Origin of the sequence: Listeria sp. Marseille-Q6474 (assembly GCF_946902005.1) — a bacterium.
Lineage (GTDB): Bacteria > Bacillota > Bacilli > Lactobacillales > Listeriaceae > Listeria > Listeria innocua.
In genome coordinates this window covers 1778128-1797009 of sequence record NZ_CAMPPS010000001.1, presented here as the reverse complement: position 1 = coordinate 1797009, position 18882 = coordinate 1778128, and the positions used below count along the sequence as shown (strand labels likewise).

13 protein-coding genes are annotated in these 18882 nt (G+C 37.9%); all 13 read right to left on the bottom strand.

Features of this window, described 5'->3' with window-relative positions:
- Nucleotides 1-32 precede the first annotated feature (32 nt).
- Nucleotides 33-428: a barstar family protein gene (locus OC533_RS08925; RefSeq protein WP_221769920.1), complete on the bottom strand. Its 396-nt coding sequence runs from the start codon at nt 426-428 to the stop codon at nt 33-35.
- Between the two features lie 33 nt (nt 429-461).
- On the bottom strand, nt 462-872 hold the full coding sequence (locus tag OC533_RS08920; protein ID WP_228465965.1) for a hypothetical protein: 411 nt from the start codon (nt 870-872) through the stop codon (nt 462-464).
- 330 nt (nt 873-1202) lie between these two features.
- Nucleotides 1203-1490 (bottom strand): hypothetical protein, encoded by a 288-nt coding sequence (locus tag OC533_RS08915; RefSeq protein WP_149120381.1) that lies wholly within the window; start codon nt 1488-1490, stop codon nt 1203-1205.
- A 218-nt stretch (nt 1491-1708) separates the two neighbouring features.
- On the bottom strand, nt 1709-2059 hold the full coding sequence (gene imm40 / locus OC533_RS08910) for an Imm40 family immunity protein (RefSeq protein ID WP_185501254.1): 351 nt from the start codon (nt 2057-2059) through the stop codon (nt 1709-1711).
- Nucleotides 2060-2231: 172 nt separating this feature from the next.
- Nucleotides 2232-2714 carry a hypothetical protein gene (locus tag OC533_RS08905; RefSeq protein ID WP_185501255.1) on the bottom strand — a complete coding sequence of 161 codons (483 nt, stop codon included), beginning with the start codon at nt 2712-2714 and terminating at the stop codon, nt 2232-2234.
- Between the two features lie 9 nt (nt 2715-2723).
- A complete protein-coding gene (locus OC533_RS08900; protein ID WP_226894239.1) occupies nt 2724-3683 on the bottom strand; it encodes a hypothetical protein in 960 nt (319 codons plus the stop codon).
- A gap of 295 nt (nt 3684-3978) precedes the next feature.
- A complete protein-coding gene (locus OC533_RS08895; RefSeq protein ID WP_070751841.1) occupies nt 3979-4365 on the bottom strand; it encodes a hypothetical protein in 387 nt (128 codons plus the stop codon).
- A 24-nt stretch (nt 4366-4389) separates the two neighbouring features.
- Complete coding sequence (locus OC533_RS08890; protein WP_070751842.1) at nt 4390-4809, bottom strand: hypothetical protein; 420 nt, start codon at nt 4807-4809, stop codon at nt 4390-4392.
- 252 nt (nt 4810-5061) lie between these two features.
- On the bottom strand, nt 5062-5520 hold the full coding sequence (locus OC533_RS08885; RefSeq protein ID WP_185501256.1) for a hypothetical protein: 459 nt from the start codon (nt 5518-5520) through the stop codon (nt 5062-5064).
- A 12-nt stretch (nt 5521-5532) separates the two neighbouring features.
- Nucleotides 5533-14772, bottom strand: a complete 9240-nt coding sequence (locus OC533_RS08880) for an RHS repeat-associated core domain-containing protein (RefSeq protein WP_194323918.1) — start codon at nt 14770-14772, stop codon at nt 5533-5535.
- A 20-nt stretch (nt 14773-14792) separates the two neighbouring features.
- Nucleotides 14793-15239 (bottom strand): hypothetical protein, encoded by a 447-nt coding sequence (locus OC533_RS08875; protein WP_033533772.1) that lies wholly within the window; start codon nt 15237-15239, stop codon nt 14793-14795.
- A 379-nt stretch (nt 15240-15618) separates the two neighbouring features.
- Nucleotides 15619-16956, bottom strand: coding sequence for a D-alanyl-D-alanine carboxypeptidase PBPD1 (gene pbpD1 / locus OC533_RS08870; protein ID WP_003772811.1), 1338 nt, complete (start codon nt 16954-16956; stop codon nt 15619-15621).
- A gap of 176 nt (nt 16957-17132) precedes the next feature.
- Entirely contained in the window at nt 17133-18800 is a 1668-nt protein-coding gene (locus tag OC533_RS08865) for a CocE/NonD family hydrolase (protein WP_194323916.1), read from the bottom strand.
- Between the last annotated feature and the right edge of the window lie 82 nt (nt 18801-18882).

Here is an 18882-nt window from a genome sequence, read left to right as displayed (position 1 = left end):
GGACTATTATTTCATTTAATTACATGAATATGCTATTTAACTAAATATACTTTAAACGAACGAGGTTTCCCCTCAACAACCGTTTGAGTTACACCGTTTTCCCAAAAAGGTAAAATATCTTCTTTAAAAATTTCCATTACAATTTCTTTGGACTCAGTATCTTTTTTTAAGAAATCTGTATAATCTTTAATTATAATACAAAAACATGGATTATCAATCCAACTTAAATCAGTCATCCAGTCTGTAAATGAATCCCACCCAGTACTATCAGGCAGTAAAAATTTTTCCGTCATTAATTCAAGAAAACTTTTTTTGGTTTGAATATTACCTCCCCGGATATTAACAATATAGCACTCATTCTCTTTTGCGTTCTTCTCTAACTCTAAAATATCTATTGTATTTACTCTTGAAATTTCAGTTTTCATCATAGATACTCCCTCTATTTAAGGCGTTCCACTGTACTATTGGCATTTCAGCTTCGTTATTCTCGTATTAGGAATCAACACATTTCCAAGCAGTCCTTTATAGGCATTTCCTTCTGGATTTCTTTCTGCCTCTTTTTTTACATTCTCATCTAAATAAGCATAAAATGTTTTAAAATCTAAGTAAGCTATTTGGTCAATCTCTACAGCTGGGAATCCTAATTCGACTAAAACATGTTTATCATCTAACGGTCTTGGTAATTGCGCTATATCATAATCATCTAAGTCGTTTTTAAAGGAAATAAAAACTATTTCTTGTCCGTATCCTTCTTTTTCTTTAAAAGCAGACAAAGCCTTTTTCAAATATCTTCCACTTATTATTGAAAAATACGTTAACATAAGTTGATCTATACTTTTCTTGTCTTCTAAAAGTTGAAATTCATTTTGCATAATATCACTATCCAATCATTCGCGTCTTGGAAACAGTTGAATCTGCTTAATGCTTGAAAATAAAACTAATAGTCAACTGTTGAAAGATAATAAAAAAGAAAATCCACAATGTAGTTAATATTCAAAGTGGATTTTTAATCATACATATAATCATTCATCCGATTGCAAAAGCCGTTTCCTAATTGAACGAGCCTCCAACCTCTTAAACTCCCACAAGTATACTCCACAGAGAAAATTCGCCCTATAGGTTCACTTATGAAAGTTTATCTAAGAGAATCTCTCTTTTCAATGAGACTACATTTTCGAACTGTAATCATTTCTTAGTAACTACTAATTTACATCAATTACTTGTATTCCTTTAACCTGAGCACAGTCATTAATCTCTTTGATTAAATTGTTTCTATAAACTGATCTTGCTCTATGTATTTCTCTTTCACCATCTGTATCTATATATTCCGGAAATAAAATAAAATTGGTTTGATCCATTTTTTTTATTATATATTCATTTCCTTCAAATTCTCCACATCTGATATGATATGAAGTTATAAAAGACATTATATCTTCATATAATTCCTGTGTATTAATTTCTGCCTGCAAAAATCCTTCTAAAACATCCATAATAATCTCACCTTTCCATTTTACTGGATAAGATGATAACATACCTCCATCTTCTGATAATACAACTTTAATTAAGTTTTCTGCCTTGATTCCTATAGTTTTTCTAGCGTCAACTATTACAGAATAATTTTGTTACAATTCCTCTTCCGCGCGATTACATTCTACACTTATTTTAATAACAGGTTCTATCCATGCCAACAAATTGTATAAACACAATCTTATATTTTCTTATAAACTATAGAGTATATAAAATTCTCTCCAAATCTTTCATAATAAGATTCTAAATAATCTTTTGCTTTTTTCTCTGAAAGCCTAATGCCCTCTTTATTTTTTTCTGCATTAATATACCAATTATCATATGTTACTTCAATACTATCATTCAATAGTTGATACACATCTCCACCTAATATTATATATCCATTTCTCGTTAAAATATTGATTACCTGCACGATATCACTATAATGCCAAGCAACTTCATTAACGCCCAGGCTATCTTCTAAATTAATTTTTTTAGACCACGTGGATTTTGGAATGATTTTTTGAATAGCTTTCAAATGATTACTATTCATATCAATTTCCTCCTTCTATTATTTAAGGCACTTTATCACTTAATTAGTAATTAAATGATAAAGTGCCTTTTTTGAAGTTGTAAAGCTTTAGACACTTTCTTTAATATTAGACCCACTAGAATCCCATTTACATTTATTTACTTATTTATTCTCATATAGCTCCATGAGTCTTCTATTTCATATTTAAATAAGATTTTACCAGATTTTTAGATGCTGGAATTAACTCTTCTTTAATTTCAACATACTTACCATCCACGCCTGTATATAAACATTCATCGCAAAATTTGATAATTGGATCACTCTCTCCAGCAATAACGGTTAAACGCATGTTACTTTCAGAGCAAACTGGGCATACTTCATCAATCATATATGCACTCAGTGCCCATATTAATGCTGCAACTTGGTTGCAAATATCTTCTCGGTTTTCTTCGACTTTTGTTTTATAAAAAAATATACCTGCTTCTAGATTATCATCTGAATGACCTAGAATAAAATCTTGAGATTTAAATTTTCTAATTGATTTTAAGTAATCTAATGATGTGTATTTCTGAAATTCAGATTCGTATTTATTCACAAATTGAATAAGATTATCAAAAAAATTATTTAACTTATTTTTATCAAAATCATCATAGATTTTTATAATATCTGTATTCATAATAACCTCCTATGGTTTTGGAATCGGAAAAGTTGTAATAACATTTCCAGCTTTATCTGTTATCACTTTTAACCATGTTGTCTTTTCTCCGCCTAAACTAGGTTTGACAGTCCCAATACTTTCACTAATGTCTACTACTCTTTCAAATCTACCTTCACCTAAATTAACTACAGTTGTATTTACCGTTTTTTTGGATTGCAATATAGCCTTTAACTCCAATTCAGATATTGAGAATTGTCCAGCATTTTTTAATGGATCAAAATGTCTATCTCTAACATGTTTCATTCCAGCATTATTAGACGGACTAAATCTTGTTGGATTTTCAGCCAAATTAATTCTAGATTGAACAATTCCCACATGTGGTTTTGGAGTATCCAACTTACTGACTTCCTTAGTCACAGCCTTAGAAACCAGTTTTGTGCCACCTTTTCCTCCAACTTTGACTAAAAATCCAGCAATTAATAGTTCTTCTGGACCCGGTATGACAAGCATAAGTGCATAAGTGCTCCATTCACCTATTTTCTCAGAAACTTCTGCGCTTTTTTCCTTATCAATATTTCCGTTAGCATCGAAGGCCCATGCTTCATCCGGTCTCGGATAACCGGCTTTGTAGTCGTAGGTTGGATCGCTATAGCCTTTCTTTTGACTTTCTAAGAATTCTTGGTTTTTACATAAGGCTTCTTTGGCTGCGGCTTTTCGATCAGCTTTTTCTTTTTTTGCTTTAGCTGCGGCTTCTTTACTTGCGGCTATTTTTGCATTGGCTTTTTTGCCGACTGTTTTGATTTTGCTAGTAGCTTTATTTATTACTTTGGTTCCGGCTTTTTTGACTGTTTTAACAACTTTTTTAGTAGTTTTCTTGATTTTATTTACTTTTTTCACGACAGTCTGTTTGGCTTTTTTATAGACCTTCTTGACTGTTTTTCGAGCTTGCTTAATCGACTTCTTAGCTGCCTTCTTAAATTTCGTCACTGTTTTTTTGACTTTTTTGGTTACTTTTTTGACAGCGCGTTTTACTTTTTTGACGGTTTTTTTGATGACTTTTTTTGACTTTTTGGGTTGCTTTTTAAAGCCATTTTGAGATGTGCTTGTATTAAGAATCAACGTAATGCATTTTTTTATTTGAATCTTAATTTAATAAAAGTATTACTTTATACGCATTTAAGAGAGCTCTTTCAAGCTCTCTTAGATGAATCCTTATGCGCTAGCTTTTATTTGCTATTGGCAACTTGATTACCCGTCTTGTGTTTGAGTGTCTTTTTTATTTTTAGAATGGTTTTTCATTTACAATTTCACATTTAATGCTTTTACTTGCAATAATTATTGGAGCCGTTTCAAAATCTTCAGCGTTAATTTTAAAAATATAATTACCTTCTTCTACTTGATATTTATTGATAATATCCCACATTTCATCACCTTCTACTAATTTAATAAAAGGATTAGAATTATCTAACTGCCAATAAAATAAAGTTGTAGCATAAAAAGGATTACCAAAATCAATATTAATAGCCCATTCATCATAGCTTACATCTTTTCTACCACCTATAGTTACATTACTTGCGTTCATTTGAGCAAATTCAAAATCCATCCACATACATTTTTTCAAATATTCATTAATTTTGTCCAGTTCATTTATAATTTCATTTTTTTCCATTTTAAATTCTCCTTTTATTAGTTGTTAGTCTGTAGGAATATGAGTATTTTTTGCAGCATCCTGATTAAAGAGTGGATTAAGAGTACCATCTCCATTAAATTCTCTTAACTCACTTTGATGCCACCATTTTCCATTTTTATCCATATACTCCACACCTGACCCTTGTTTTCCCTGGACTGGTTTTGCCTTTCTTGAAACTCTATATATTGTTTTAGCATCTGTATATTTAGGGTCTCCAGGATGTACTCTCACCTCATAATTATAATCACCGTGTTCCCATTTCTGTTTCAATTTTTCAGGTACTTTATCTAACCCTTGTTGCTTCAAAGCATCATCTAAATAATGTTTTGGTTTTGAAAAATCAGCCTCACTAGCTTCCTCTGCCGCTTTTGTGGCGTTGTCACTTTTCGCTTTGTCTTTCCCTTTCTTAATATTCGAAAACAAATCATTCGCGTCTTGGACAAAGTTGGCTCCGCTGTTTGAGGCTAGTGCTGCTCCTCCTGTGGCTATGGCGACTCCTGCTATGTTGGCTGGGACTCCTGCTACTGCTCCTACTCCTGTTGTATCTAGTCCTACACCTACGCCCGCAAGTGTTCCGCCTCCTACTATTCCGCCAATGCCAGTAAGAAAGCTCTTTGATTAGTAAAAAGTTAAAGCTTTACTTTCCTGGCAGCAATTGGGATTAAGGTTTCTTTTTCATTTGAAATCTGGTTTTATCCACAAAGATTTTAAATGCTGCTCATTATCAATAACAGCCACTACATTTTTAAGAAACTCAACGCATTTATCATCACTATTATTTGTAAAATTCCCAAAGCATAGCCACTTTTGTTCTGAATCATAGTAAGCAAGCCACATTTCTTTTTTATCTAACCTCCAAGATCCTGGTTCAAAATCCTCTTCTAGACTGATTTCTCCCTTCTGTATGTTAGACGGTAAAGTTAATTTTTCTTCATGCCAACTTTCTCTTGGTGTAAACCCCCATACTTGATTAGCAGTCATTAGAATAGAGTCAAATCCTATATTTATATAACTGATAAGTAATGAAATATCCGAGTTTACTCTAGGGATAAAATCTAAACTTCCATCTTCATTATTGTACTCTACCTGTCCACTAATTATTTTATCCTCAAGTTTCACATTTAGTTTAAACATTTTCTCACCTCATTAATTTACAAAATTAAAATGAACGATTGTATTTGTTGACATATCAACGACTAGTTCCCATGTACCTTTAGAATTTCTAAATACCCCTTCCACATCCCATCGAAGGCCATTTGATAACACACTGTCTTTCACAGGGGAAGCTGCATTCATTATCTCGTCTAAAAGTAAAGTTGTCCCATCCGTATCAATATAAGGCCTTGATAGCTGACCCTTATTAGCACCTTTCTTAACAATTTCCTCTATATGCTTTTGAACTGTATTACTATTTTTCAAATCAGTTGCTTTTGGAATGATAATTTCGCTAGCTTCCTTAGTTGCAGTCTTAGCCGCTCCCTTAGCTCCAAACTTAGTCGCTCCCCAAGAAGTTATTTTCGAACCAATCTTCCCTCCAACTTTAACTACAATTGTGCCTGCAACCTTACCTAATACTATTTCTAGTGGTCCTGGAATAAATCCAACTGCAATAGAGCTCCAAAAGCCCATTTTTTCAGCAAGTTCTGCGCTTTTTTCCTTATCAATATTTCCGTTCGCATCAAAAGCCCATACTTCATCTGGTTTTGGATAGCCCGCTTTGTAGTCGTAGGTTGGATCGCTATAGCCTTTCTTTTGACTTTCTAAGAATTCTTGGTTTTTACATAAGGCTTCTTTGGCTGCGGCTTTTCGATCAGCTTTTTCTTTTTTTGCTTTAGCTGCGGCTTCTTTACTTGCGGCTATTTTTGCATTGGCTTTTTTGCCGACTGTTTTGATTTTGCTAGTAGCTTTATTTATTACTTTGGTTCCGGCTTTTTTGACTGTTTTAACAACTTTTTTAGTAGTTTTCTTGATTTTATTTACTTTTTTCACGACAGTCTGTTTGGCTTTTTTATAGACCTTCTTGACTGTTTTTCGAGCTTGCTTAATCGACTTCTTAGCTGCCTTCTTGAATTTCGTTACTGTTTTTTTGACTTTTTTGGTTACTTTTTTGACAGCGCGCTTGATTTTTTTGGTGGTTTTCTTGATGGCTTTTTTGACTTTTTTCACGGCGCGTTTTACTTTTTTGACGGTTTTTTTGATGACTTTTTTGGCTTTTTTGATGCCTTTGCTTACTTTTTTCGCGGCTTTTTTGACTTTTTTGGTTGCTTTTTTAAGCCATTTTGGTATGTTTCCGCTTGGATCGCCGAATGACATCGGGTTGTTGACACCGTAAATGTAGCGGTTTTGGCTACGTGGGTCGTCTAGGGATCCTCTGTAGTTATCGGCTTGTTGGAAACGACCGGTGTTTGTGTCATAATTTCGAGCACGCAAGTTTTGTGTATCGCTTGTGTCGTGCATTTGCGCGCGATAACCGATTTGATTCGCAACTGGAGCTGTCGCAAGTGCGGTACCATAGTCGGTATAATCATAGTCGGTACTTGTTTCGCCGTCAGTTGTTGTTGTGATGTCGGTTAGGCCGTTTTCGTGATAGCTTTCTTCTTCGGTGCCGATTATTTGATTGTCGTCACCAAAACGGAAAGCGGTCTTGGTAGTGCTTGTTTCGCCGTCGTCTTCTGTCGTCTCGTTAAGCTGAGCGACTTGGGTGTACTCTTGCGTTAAATCGTTGACATAGCGAATGGTATTTACCGTTTGATAGCCAACTGTTTGGGTCATTTTCGTGGTGCGCTGACTGGTTTTGCTTCCGCTGCTATCGCTTGCTTTAAGCTCGGTTTTCCCTTGCATGCCATCTTTAGTAACTTTTTGTGTACTTGCTTCTGCATACGCTGAGCAACCTTTAGATGTTTCATTGGCGCGAGTTTCTATTTGTGCCGCTAGTGTTTCTGTTTTGCCTTTTTGACTATCTTTGTCGTATTCTGTAATCCATTCACTGAGCGACCCTTTGAAGGACTTAGTTTTGTCTGTGATGGTTTGTTTGCCTATGCGATTACCAAATGCGTCATATGTGTATGTCGTCTGGTTGCCTTCGTTGTCGGCAGATTGAATCAGTTGGTTTTCGCCATTGTACGTGTATGTTTCTACTTTACCACTTCGTAAGGCTTTTTTGGTAATGTTACCGTTTTTGTCATACGTGTAGGTTGTGTCTTTATCACCATCTGCTTTAATCATGGTGAGCGCGTTGTCATCGTCGTAATGATAGTTTTCCGTGGTTTTCTTACCGTTTTTATTACGTAAAAGTTTACTTCGGTTGCCGTTAGCATCATAGATATACGTAATTTTTTCGGTAGTTTTTCCTTTGGTTATTGTTGTTTCCATCAGCTGGTCATCGGCATCATAGGTGTGGCTCTTGGTTTGTTTTTCGCCACTTTGATTGATGGTTTCTTTGGCTACGTTACCGTTTTCGTCATAGTTGTAGTCAAATGACGCGATGGTTTCTCCAGCTTTATTTTTGGTGATGACTTGCTCGGTTTCGCCAGTTGCTGTGTATTTATAGCTGGTCGTTGTGCCATTGCTGTAATGAATGGTCAGTGGTAGGCCGTTCGCATCGTAAGTGTAGCTGGTTTTTTTGCCGTCTGATTCGATGACATCGGTTAGCAAGTTGGCGTCATTGTAGCGGTAAGATACGCGTGTGTTATCTGGATAAATGAGCGCTGTTTTGCGGCCGATTGTATCATATTCGTATTTCAACGTTTCGCCGTTTGCATCTTTGACTGATAGTACGTCACCGAATTTATTGTAGGTAAACTTGGATGTTCCGTCTTTTGATGTGGCGGTTTTTACGTCGTCATTACTGTCATACGTGTATTTGTAGCTGCCACCATCAAATTGTTGCTCGACTAAATTGTTTAATTCATCGTATTTGAAAGTTGTTTTTTCACCATCTGGCTTCGTTTTAGACTTTAAAGAACCATCTAATTGGTATTCGTATTTTTCGGTTTTGCCTTCTGGTGTTACTTCTTTGACGAGGTCACTGCGATCGTTGTAGCTATATTTTGTGACAAAACCTTTGGCGTCTTTGATTTCCTTGACGTTATCTACTTTGTCGTAAGTGTAAGTTGATTTTTGTCCTAATCGGTTTTGTGCTGCTGTCATGCGATTTAGTGCGTCGTATTCGAAGCGTTCTTTGTTTCCTTTTGCGTCTGTTGTTTCGCTAAGATTCTCGTTGCCATCGTAAGCCATTTTTGTTGTGTGACCTTTGGCATCTGTTATAGAAGTTAGCAAGTTACGCGCATCATATTGGTATTTAGTTATTGCGTTTGTTGGGTCTTTGATGCTGATAACTTGGTCGTTTTTATTGTAACGATACTCTGTGCTTGCTGCGAGTGGGTCGATTTCTTTGGTCATGTTGCCTTTTTTGTCGTAGGTATATTTGTAGACTTGGTTACCTGGATCAATCATGGAGGTAACATTGCCGACTTTGTCATACTGAATTTTAGTATCATTGCCACGAACATCTCGCATTGTAGTAACACGGTCTAGTTTATCGTACGTATAGCCGACCGCAAGTTTATTTGGATACGTAATTTGCGTCATGCGCTGGGTATCGTCATATGTGTAGCGCGTGATTCGACCTTGAATATCTTTTTTCGTCGTTTGCTGACCCAATTTGTCATACGTATAGCTGGCAATCGCTTTTTTCTGTTGATTATCACTTTCTTCAATAAGGTCGCCGTATTCGTTATATTTGTAGCTTTGTTTATAGCCAATCGGGTCCGTTTCAGATAAAAGTTGATCGTCTTTATCGTAGCTATAAGTGGTCGCATTGCCATTTGCATCTATTTCTTTGGTCACATTACCACGTAGATCATATTTAAATTTCGATGTGGTACCATAAGGCTCTTTGACTGTCAAAATGTTATCTGCGTTGTCATACGTGTATTTCGTTGTGTTGCCGCGCTTATCTGTTTCGGTGATAAGGCGTCCCGCTGCGTCATAGCTGTTCAGGAGTTTGAATCCTGCTGCATCTATTTCGGTTGTTAGGCGCCCTAATTGGTCATAGCCGAATTGTGTTTTATTTCCTTCTGCATCTGTCTGACTTGTGACTAAACCTGTTGCGTCAAAAGTTTGTTTTGTTATGCCGCCATTTTCATCGGTAACTGCTGTGACATTGCCATTTGCATCGTAAGTTACGCTAGATTTAGCGCCTGCTGGATTCGTTGTCGTAATCAGCTCATCGTTGCCATTGTATTGATAGCTTGTTGTTTCGCCTAGCGGATTTGTTTCTGACAACAAATTACCTTCTGCATCGTATTTATAAGTGTATTTCCCAGTATTTGGTAAAACTTCCGAGGTAATATCGCCACGTTTGTTATAGTCGATGCTTTGCGCCTTGCCTGTTGGGTTTTGTTGCTTCACTAGGCGATTGGCTGCATCATATTCGTAGCTTGTTTTATTGCCTCGCATGTCGGTTTTACTGCTGACATTGCCGAATGTGTCATAGGTGTAGGATTCAGTGCGACCTTTACGATCGGCAATACGGGTCACATCACCAGTTGCGTTGTATGTGTAGCTCTCTTTTTGACCTGTATTGTCTTGTTGTTCTAGCAGTCTGTCCATTTTGTCATAAGTGTACGTTGCTTTTGTGCCATCTGGATTTTTTTGTTCGATGATACGGTCCGCCTTATCGTAACTGTAGGTTGTTTTTCGACCGAGTGGATCAGTACTTGTTGTCAAATTGCCACGATTATCGTAGTCATACGTTGTTTCGTTACCTAGGGCATCAATGATTTTAGACACTTCGCCCGTTTTTGTGTAACGATAGCTTGTTTCGTTACCGTATGGATCTATTTCTTTGATTAAATCGCCGTTTTTGTTATAGCGATATTGAGTGATATCGTTTGTTGGTGAAATTTCCGTTTCGACTAAATGGAGCGCATTATAGGTATATTTTGTGGTATTACCTTCTGCGTCCGTTTGGCGAATCATATTACCAGCGTTATCATATGCCATTGTTATAGTATGACCATTTCCGTCCGTAATTTTCGTGACATTGCCGTCTGCGTCATATACATAGTGGGTTTTTTCGCCAAGTTCGTCGGTTTCGATTTCTATTTGATCAACTTTATCAAAACTATAGCGCTTTACTCCTCCAGCTGCATCTTGTTCTGAGGTTACACTACCATTTTCATCGTAGCTGTATGTCGAAACACGTCCGGATTCTTTTAATTTTGTTGTGTTTCCGTTCGCATCAAATTCATACGTCTGAACGTTACCAGCCTGATCGACAAAACGTGTAATATTGTCCATTGCATCATAGCTAAACTCTTCTGTTGTCCCGTCTGGATAGGTGATTTTCGTGACATTGCCGTCTGCATCATAGGCATAGCTTGTCTTGTTACCAAGTGGGTCTGTTTCTTGTGTCTTATAGCCTGATTTTGCATCATATAGATAGCTTGTTTTTTGACCATCTTCGGTTTCCTCGGATAATTTTTGACCAAGTGCATCGTAACGATAAGTAATGACCGAGCCGTCTGCCGCAATCGCTTCTATCATCCGATTTTGCGAGTCATACTTAAATTCCTCCGTGTTACCGAGTGGGTCTGTTTCGCTAATTTTATTGCCATTTCCGTCATATTTATACTTTGTCACGCCGCCTAGTGGATTCGTTTCCTCACTCAAACGACCAAAAGCATCATATTCAAAAGTAGTGCTATTCCCGTTCTCATCGGTTTCGCAAGTCTTATTACCATTTGAATCATAGGAATATGTTGTCGCTGCTCCATTTGCATTCCATTCGCGCACAAGCTCACCGCGCGCGTTTCGTTCATATTTTTCCGACTTACCATTTGCATCTGTAATGCTACTCAACATCGACAAATTATCATAGGCGTAGGTTGTCTCATTACCGCGGCCGTCCGTTACTTTTGTCGGATTTCCTTTCGCATCATAAGCGGTCTTTGTTACCGCACCATTTGCATCAGTCTCTGTAACCACCTGACCATCTGCATTATGCGTAAATTTCTTCACACCACCGTTTGGCTCCGTTATTTGTACGACATTTCCATTAGAATCATAGGTATAGCTCGTTACGCCTCCACGGCTATCCGTCACGCGTATCAGTTGGTTTTTCGCGTCAAATTCGTTCGTTTCTGTTGTTTCATCTGGATATACGGTTTTTGTTAGATTTCCGTTTGCATCATTTTCAAAAGTTGTCGTGTTTCCCAATTGGTCTATAGAAGCGACTAATTGATGTTTATCGTCATATTTATTTTCAGTCGTTGTATCATCGGCATACTCAATTTTCGTTGTTTGGAAGCGCTCATTAAAATAAACCACTTTCTTATTACCGTTGAAGTCTGTTGTCGTTGTTTTACCTTCCTCATATTTCAGTGTGGCAGTATTGCCTTCTCCGTCCGTTTGTTCCGTCACACGACCGTCCGCATCAAATGTATTTTTAATCAATAATTTTCCGTTATGGTCTTTATACGATGTCATATGATGTTCTGAATCATACTGATATGTAATCACTTTTCCAGTTTGATCCACTAGTTTTGTCAGATTTCCATCGTCATCATATGAATAAGCCAATTTCCCGCCATCAGGCAACACAATTTCTTTCAAGTGCCCATCTGCATCCCACGTATACTGCAACACCTTCCCAGAGCCAGTGACCATTTTCACCAATTCCCCATCAGCATTGTACGTATAGTTCGTTACATTTCCATCCTTACTTGTCACTTTTAAAAGCAGACCGTTTGCAGCGAAAAGAGAGATTTTGCCTGTTTTTGAATCTACAATTTCAAATTCACGCGCGCCGTTTTTGTTCACTTTTTTTGTAAGTGCTAGTGGCTCATCTTCTTCTATTTCAAAAGTGCCATCCGGCTGCTTCTCAAAAAACACACTTCCGCCATCTGAGCGGGTCAACATAACGGTGCCGTCTTCTAAGAAACCTAGCTGATCAGCTAAATTAAATGTCCAATTCCGTCCGATTGGGCTATCTTTGCCTTGTGCCATCGAATTATAGGTCCGCGTAATCGTCTGTTCCTCATCGAAATCAAACCATTTCGCATCCTCCATGTTATAAAGCAAGTTCCCACTATCAAAATTAATTGGTTCATATCCGAATGTACAATGCTTACCACGCCCTATAGCAAGCGCATCAAGCCGCATTTTCTCCGCTGTATCGTAATTTCCCGATTGGTAGGCTTTACCAGCATTCTTTTGCGGATTCCGAATAAACACAACGTTTCCTTGAACGAGCAATTCATCCTTCATATTATTATCCAGCATAAACTGCGACCGTTTATTTGCAATCCCGTAGAATTTCAAAAGGCGAGGCAACGAGTCTAGACCTGTCACTTTATAAATCTGAAACGTATCGTATTTCTTACTTACAGATTCGTTTCCATCTTTAATCTCCGCTTCTACTTGATACAAATGATTTTCTTTCAAAGCGCCTTTTAAAAGTAGCGTGTTTGTCTGCCAGTTACTCATTAACTCACGATATTCCTGTGTTTCACTACTTAGTTTCGGATAATTCGGGAATAAATAGTCTCGACCAATTGAAGGATCCGTTCCGCTAAATGCTACCTTGTTTTTATCCGATGTATCGATAATTTTATAATTAATTTTCGCATCTGGTCGACCAACGCCGTCCATTCCAAGCGCTGTAAAATCCAATTTCCCATCATTATTCGCACTTACAAACGGACGCAAATAAAGCTTTGTATCTTTCAGTGGCATGTCCGCATCAATCGGCGGACGCTCACGGTGTTTAAATACCACATACGGCGACTCGCTCGTCACCCCAGACTTAGGCGCAGCAAATACATCAGCTTGCGAATATGGTAGTTCAAATCCATTCACTTTTGCTGTTTTCACAATTACACCGTTGTTTTTACCGCCATTCACCCAGTCCTTCGCAACATTTGTAATATCAAAAGAAACTCGGCGATTCGCATCATCAATTTTTCCAATATACGTTTCTTTTCCGTCTACATTTGCAGGCGGACCATACGGAAAACCAAGATTTTTAAATTTACCATATGTTAAATCGGCAATATTACCAACATCTTTCGTAATTCCATGCACTTCAAATAAACGTTTCACAACGCTTCCTTTACTATCTTTTGCCCGGTCTCCCCAAAAGCCTTCCGTACCGCTTCTAAAAAGAGACAACTCTGCTGATTCAATTTCACGGTTTGTGCCAATTTTTTTAATCTCGCTATCTGGCACTTTTACAACACCATAGGTAATAAAATGTGCTGCTCCAAGTGTCCCCGAGTTATTCCCATCATCGTAACCAATATACATGTATGGTTGGAAAGAATACGCCACATCATCTCGATATTGACGTAAACTAGTAGCTTGAATTCCATTTGTAATTTTTGTGCTCACAAAAGAAACAGCCACCTTGGCCAAATTACCTTTAAGGTTTGTCGTATTAAACTTCGCGACCTGCAACAGATACCCGGTTTCCGTCTTCACCGTTTTCGCGGTTAACGTATCCAGAATCGAGCCCGTCTCATCTTCTAAAACTGGACTTGGAATCGCGCCAATCAAATCTTCGCCACGATAAATTAATGTTGCCGCGCGCTTTGCATCGTCTTTCAAGGTCACGTCACTTGGAACCGTCAAATCAAATGTAACCTGTTGTTCCGTATCTTCTCCCGGCTTCACGTACTGCCCGAGCTCCATACCAAAACTATCAGCTTGCAACGTGAACGGCTCCGCTTTATCATCTTCACTCGCATACATGATTCGGTTATCCTTGGCTACAACCTGAGTCAAATCAGCCTCACCACTCGGACGAACAGCCACATTCGCGCCGTCTAAGCTAAGTGTTGGCATCGCATCTTCCGTCACCACTTTTGGCGTCGTAATCTCTTTCGCCGTCTCACTTGCAGCCCAAGTCTTCTCGCCATCTTTCACTAGCGTTGCATCAAAGTCCGTCCACTTGCCCGCATCATCCTTGAAATGCACAGGCTCTGTAAAATAATACGTCTCTCCCTCACCCGTATTTTCATTTACAAAAGTTTTCGTATTCTCCGTCCGTTCCGAAACAACCTCCGTCATGCCAGCAGCTGATGCATCTTCTGCTAAAGTATCTGTCACATTCGGCGTCTCTGCTTCAAACAAACGAACAGCATCCGCATTCTTATCACTTAAATCCTCATCAAGCGTTGTATCTTTCGGTGTACTCTTATCCTTTAATTGCTCCTGCGCATCCTCATTTAAGTCCGCCACAGTCACTTTATCTTGCGTAGAAAGTTGCTTTCCATAATAATTTCCAAACTCACTCTCAACATTAACCGCTCCTTGCACAAATTGCCACGGTAACAGTGGAAATAAAAGTAACGTCACCAGTAAAATTTTTATGCCCTTTTTCATATGTAATCCCCGTCTCCCTTTTATATCTCAGTTTCTTTCTTTACACCTTTCTCTATCTCTAAAATCTTTGTCAGAACTTGCTTGGCTTGTTTAAAATCCTCGGCCTCAATCGCATCATTCATAACTTTTAGCTCTGAAGCCACATCACCATATGCAGTATAAATGGCCTGGTCCTTTTTCGATAAGCCATCCCATATTTTCGGTTTTTTAGCCTCTACATAAACTGTTCCGAAACTCTTTTCCATCTCCCTTAACTCCGCTAAATACAGTGGATTACAAATGTCCCCATTCAACTTTAAATCCGACCATTTTGCGTAATTTCGTTTGAAGTCTAGTTCTACTTTTAACGGTCCTGTTCCTTTTTCATCATGTGCACAATCTTGAAGCACGAATAAAAGTATCCCAATCAACACTAAAAGCATTGCTAAGACTATCCATAGCTTCTTCTTTTTTGATAAATTTCTCATCCCATATCCTCCCGTTTTTCACAATCTCAGCAAGTATATCATAAAAACAAGTTGATTTTGTGTGCTTGAAGCAACGTTCGATTTTCTGTCACATTTGCGTTTTATCCCAGCCATAGCTCCCCTCAAAAAAGTCCCATCAATCTATCAGCTGAAGCAAAGTAAATATGCTTCAAAACCTTTTTTTGGCGGGCTTTTTCACCACACAAAAAAAGGTAGCACTCCGTAGAATGCTACCTTTCTTATCCATATCATCATAAAAAATATGGAAAAATCTCTATTAGTAAAGCTATTTAAAATCATAAAAAAATCATTTCATCACTAGAATTATGTCATTTTGCTTAGATTTATAATTCACAAAATCACTGCTATCTATAAATTTTCAACTAAACCAACCTTGCACACCATTAGAAACGTAGCTTCCAATGCCTTTAAAGAAAGAACCTACTGCTTGAGCGGAAAGTGCAAACCAGTTTGCCTTTTCGACATCGCCAGCAGTTAGTACTTTAATATTTTCTGTTTGTGTTCCATCAAGATAACCTAATTTGTCACCATCTTTTAAGGATACTTCCATTTCGCCAACTTCCGTATTCTTTTTAACTGGTGCTTCTAAGGTTTTTTCTTTCAGTTTAACTTTAGTGCTTAATTTAGGTTCATTGTCGTTTTTTGGTACAACTAGCTTCACAGCATCTTTTGTGATAAGTCCAACTGTGTCTTCCTTACCTTTATCTACAGCGATTGTAGAAGGATTTTTCACTTTCGAGCCTGCTTTTTGTACTTCTTTTACTTTGAAATTGTTAAATGCATAATCTAGCATTTTGTTTGTTTCGTCAAAACGAGCACTCGTATGTTCACCTTTACCACCGCCGTTAGCATGAAGTACCACGGTAACAACTCGCATGCCGTCTTGTACAGCTGTTGCAGTCAAACACATTCCAGCGTAATCAGTAGTTCCGGTTTTCAAGCCATCGACACCTTTACGACCGTAAATTAATCCTGGTAGTAACCAGTTCCAGTTCGACATGTCAATTTGGTCAGATGTGCCTTTACGGAATTCTTTTTTCGTTGTACTAGCTGTTTTAAGAACATCAGGATAATCATCAATTAAGTGTTTCGCAAGCTTTGCCATCCCGCGAGCCGTCATCTTGTTCTCATCTGTTGGACCGCCCACTTGCTGGCCACCTTTTAAATCTTCATTGTTAAGTCCAGTCGAGTTAACAAATTGGTGATCGCCTAGTTTTAATTCTTCTGCTTTTTTGTTCATTAAATCAACAAATTCTTTTTCAGAACCCGCTATTTTTTCAGAAATGGCAATTGCAGCCCCATTCGCGGAATAAATCGCCATAGCTTCATATAATTCTTGAACACTATACTCTTCACCTAATCTAAGTGGAACATTCGATAAGGAAGTATCTTGAGAAACTTTGTAGGCATATTCAGAAATAGTTACTTTATCGTCCCATTTCAATTGTCCTTTATCAATAGCTTCAAGTAATAAGTATTCATCCATCATTTTCGTCATGGATGCGATTCCCATTAGCTTATCAGCATCTTTTGAATATAAAATTTTACCAGTACTCTCTTCAATCGCGATTGCTGCGTTTGCATTTACATTTGGTGCTTCCGCGGCTTGTGCTGCTTTCGGACTTACTAAAAAGCCACTTACTGCAAGGGATGCTGCCATGATTACGATCCCTGTTTTTTTAATTATGTTTTTCACTGCAACTTCTCCTTCATTTGAGCAAATTATTGACTCATTTTATCTATATTTTAATCAAGAAACCTATTTTAAAATTCCCTTTTTGAATAAGTTTCATTTTTTTGACGGATACTTTCATATTTTACCATGATTTAGTAGTGCCGTATATAAAACTTTTCGCCCAAAAACCAAATTTTCTAGCGAACGATTGGCAGAAGAATATGTGACGGAAATTCAGGACTATGATAAATCGTTTGGCTCGCAATTTGGCTTTCGGTTGAATTAATAAAACTACCGCCCGTATTTGGGTTTGGATCGAATCTAGGGAAGTTACTTGAAGAAATTTCAACGCGAATTTGGTGCCCTTTTTCAAAAAGATTACTTGTTGCCCATAAATCAATTGTATATTCATTAATTTTGTTTTGCACATTATCGCCGTGTTGTTTGTTAGCCCGGATAATGCCGTCTGCTAGGTTAAAGGCTGTCCCATCCGGGAAAACATCGACTAATTTAGCGGTGAAATCAGTGTTTGGCGCATCTGTTTTCGCCCATAGTTTTACTTGGATTGGTCCTGTAATTTCTAGCGACTCTTCAAGTGGAGCAGTTGAATAGCAAAGAATATCGTTGCGCAACTCTAGGTGTTGTTGATCTCTGGGACCATCCGCATGTAGCTCTTTGTGTAAAGTTCCGCCGCCGTTTGAAGGCACCGGATTTTCCGGGTCATAACTGAATTTTGCTTCTGACTCTTTGGTTGGCGGAGTGAATTCTGCGCTTACTGTGCCTGTTTTAAAATAAAGTGGTGTCGAAACTGTATTTTCGGGTGGCCAAGTTTCAGCTGTTTTCCAATCGTTTAAGCCCATAACAAAATAATTAACTGCCGCCATTTCAGGTAGTGGCTCTTGTTTTAGCCAGTGATTGAACCATTCTATATGTCTTGCATGCATACTTGCCTCGCCCCATTTAGTAGCAGCTATGCCAAAGTCTCTATCTCCAATCATTTGTGCAAAATTGGCATGAGTCCATGGTCCGATGACTAATTTATCGCCAAGCTTACGGCTGTGACCATTTTGGAAATTAGTGATCGTTTTATCTAAAAAGCAGTCGTACCAACCGGCCACATGAAGCCCTGGAACATTGATTTTATCGTAATTGCTTTTCGCATCGATTTTTTGCCAGTGATTGTGGGTTGGTTCATAATTAAGTAACTCTGAAAAATAAGGCATTTCTTCCCGCCCAATTGCTGGCCAGTCTTTGTATGGTTTAAATTTATATAATGATTCGAGATTATCTAAGTTTTTCATTAATGTATTTGCTGCTTGTTCTTGCTCTTCACGTGTACTGTATTTGCGAGTCAGCATGTTTGGAAGCATTGATTCTAAATTCCACGTTTCCCACATACCAAGCTCGAGCGCACCGTCATGGTCGTTAAACACGTCAGTCATACTATTTTGCGCCATAATTGGAGCAATAGTTTTTAAATGCTTATTACCGCTTATCGCAGCTAATATTTGCGTATAACCATAGTACGACAACCCGAACATTCCGACATCCCCATTAGAATAAGGCAAAGTTGCTGCCCATTCAATTGTGTCATATCCATCATCTACTTCTGCTATGTAAGGTACAAATTCGCCTTCTGATGTGTATCTACCACGAACATCTTGAACTATCACAATATAACCTTGCTCTGCCAAAATATTAGGACGGAGAAAATGGAGCCCATATGATTTGCTATAAGGCAATCTTGTAAGCAAAACTGGGTATTTTCCTTCATCGGCTGGACGATATATATCTGCGTAGAGAGTCACCCCATCTCGCATTTTGGCTGGAATATCTGTTTCTATTATTAATTGATTATGTTTCACGTGAAACATCTCCTTTTTAATATTGATTGCCATTTTATTGTTTCGTATACAGCAGACTATGTCAAACAAAGCGACCCACTCG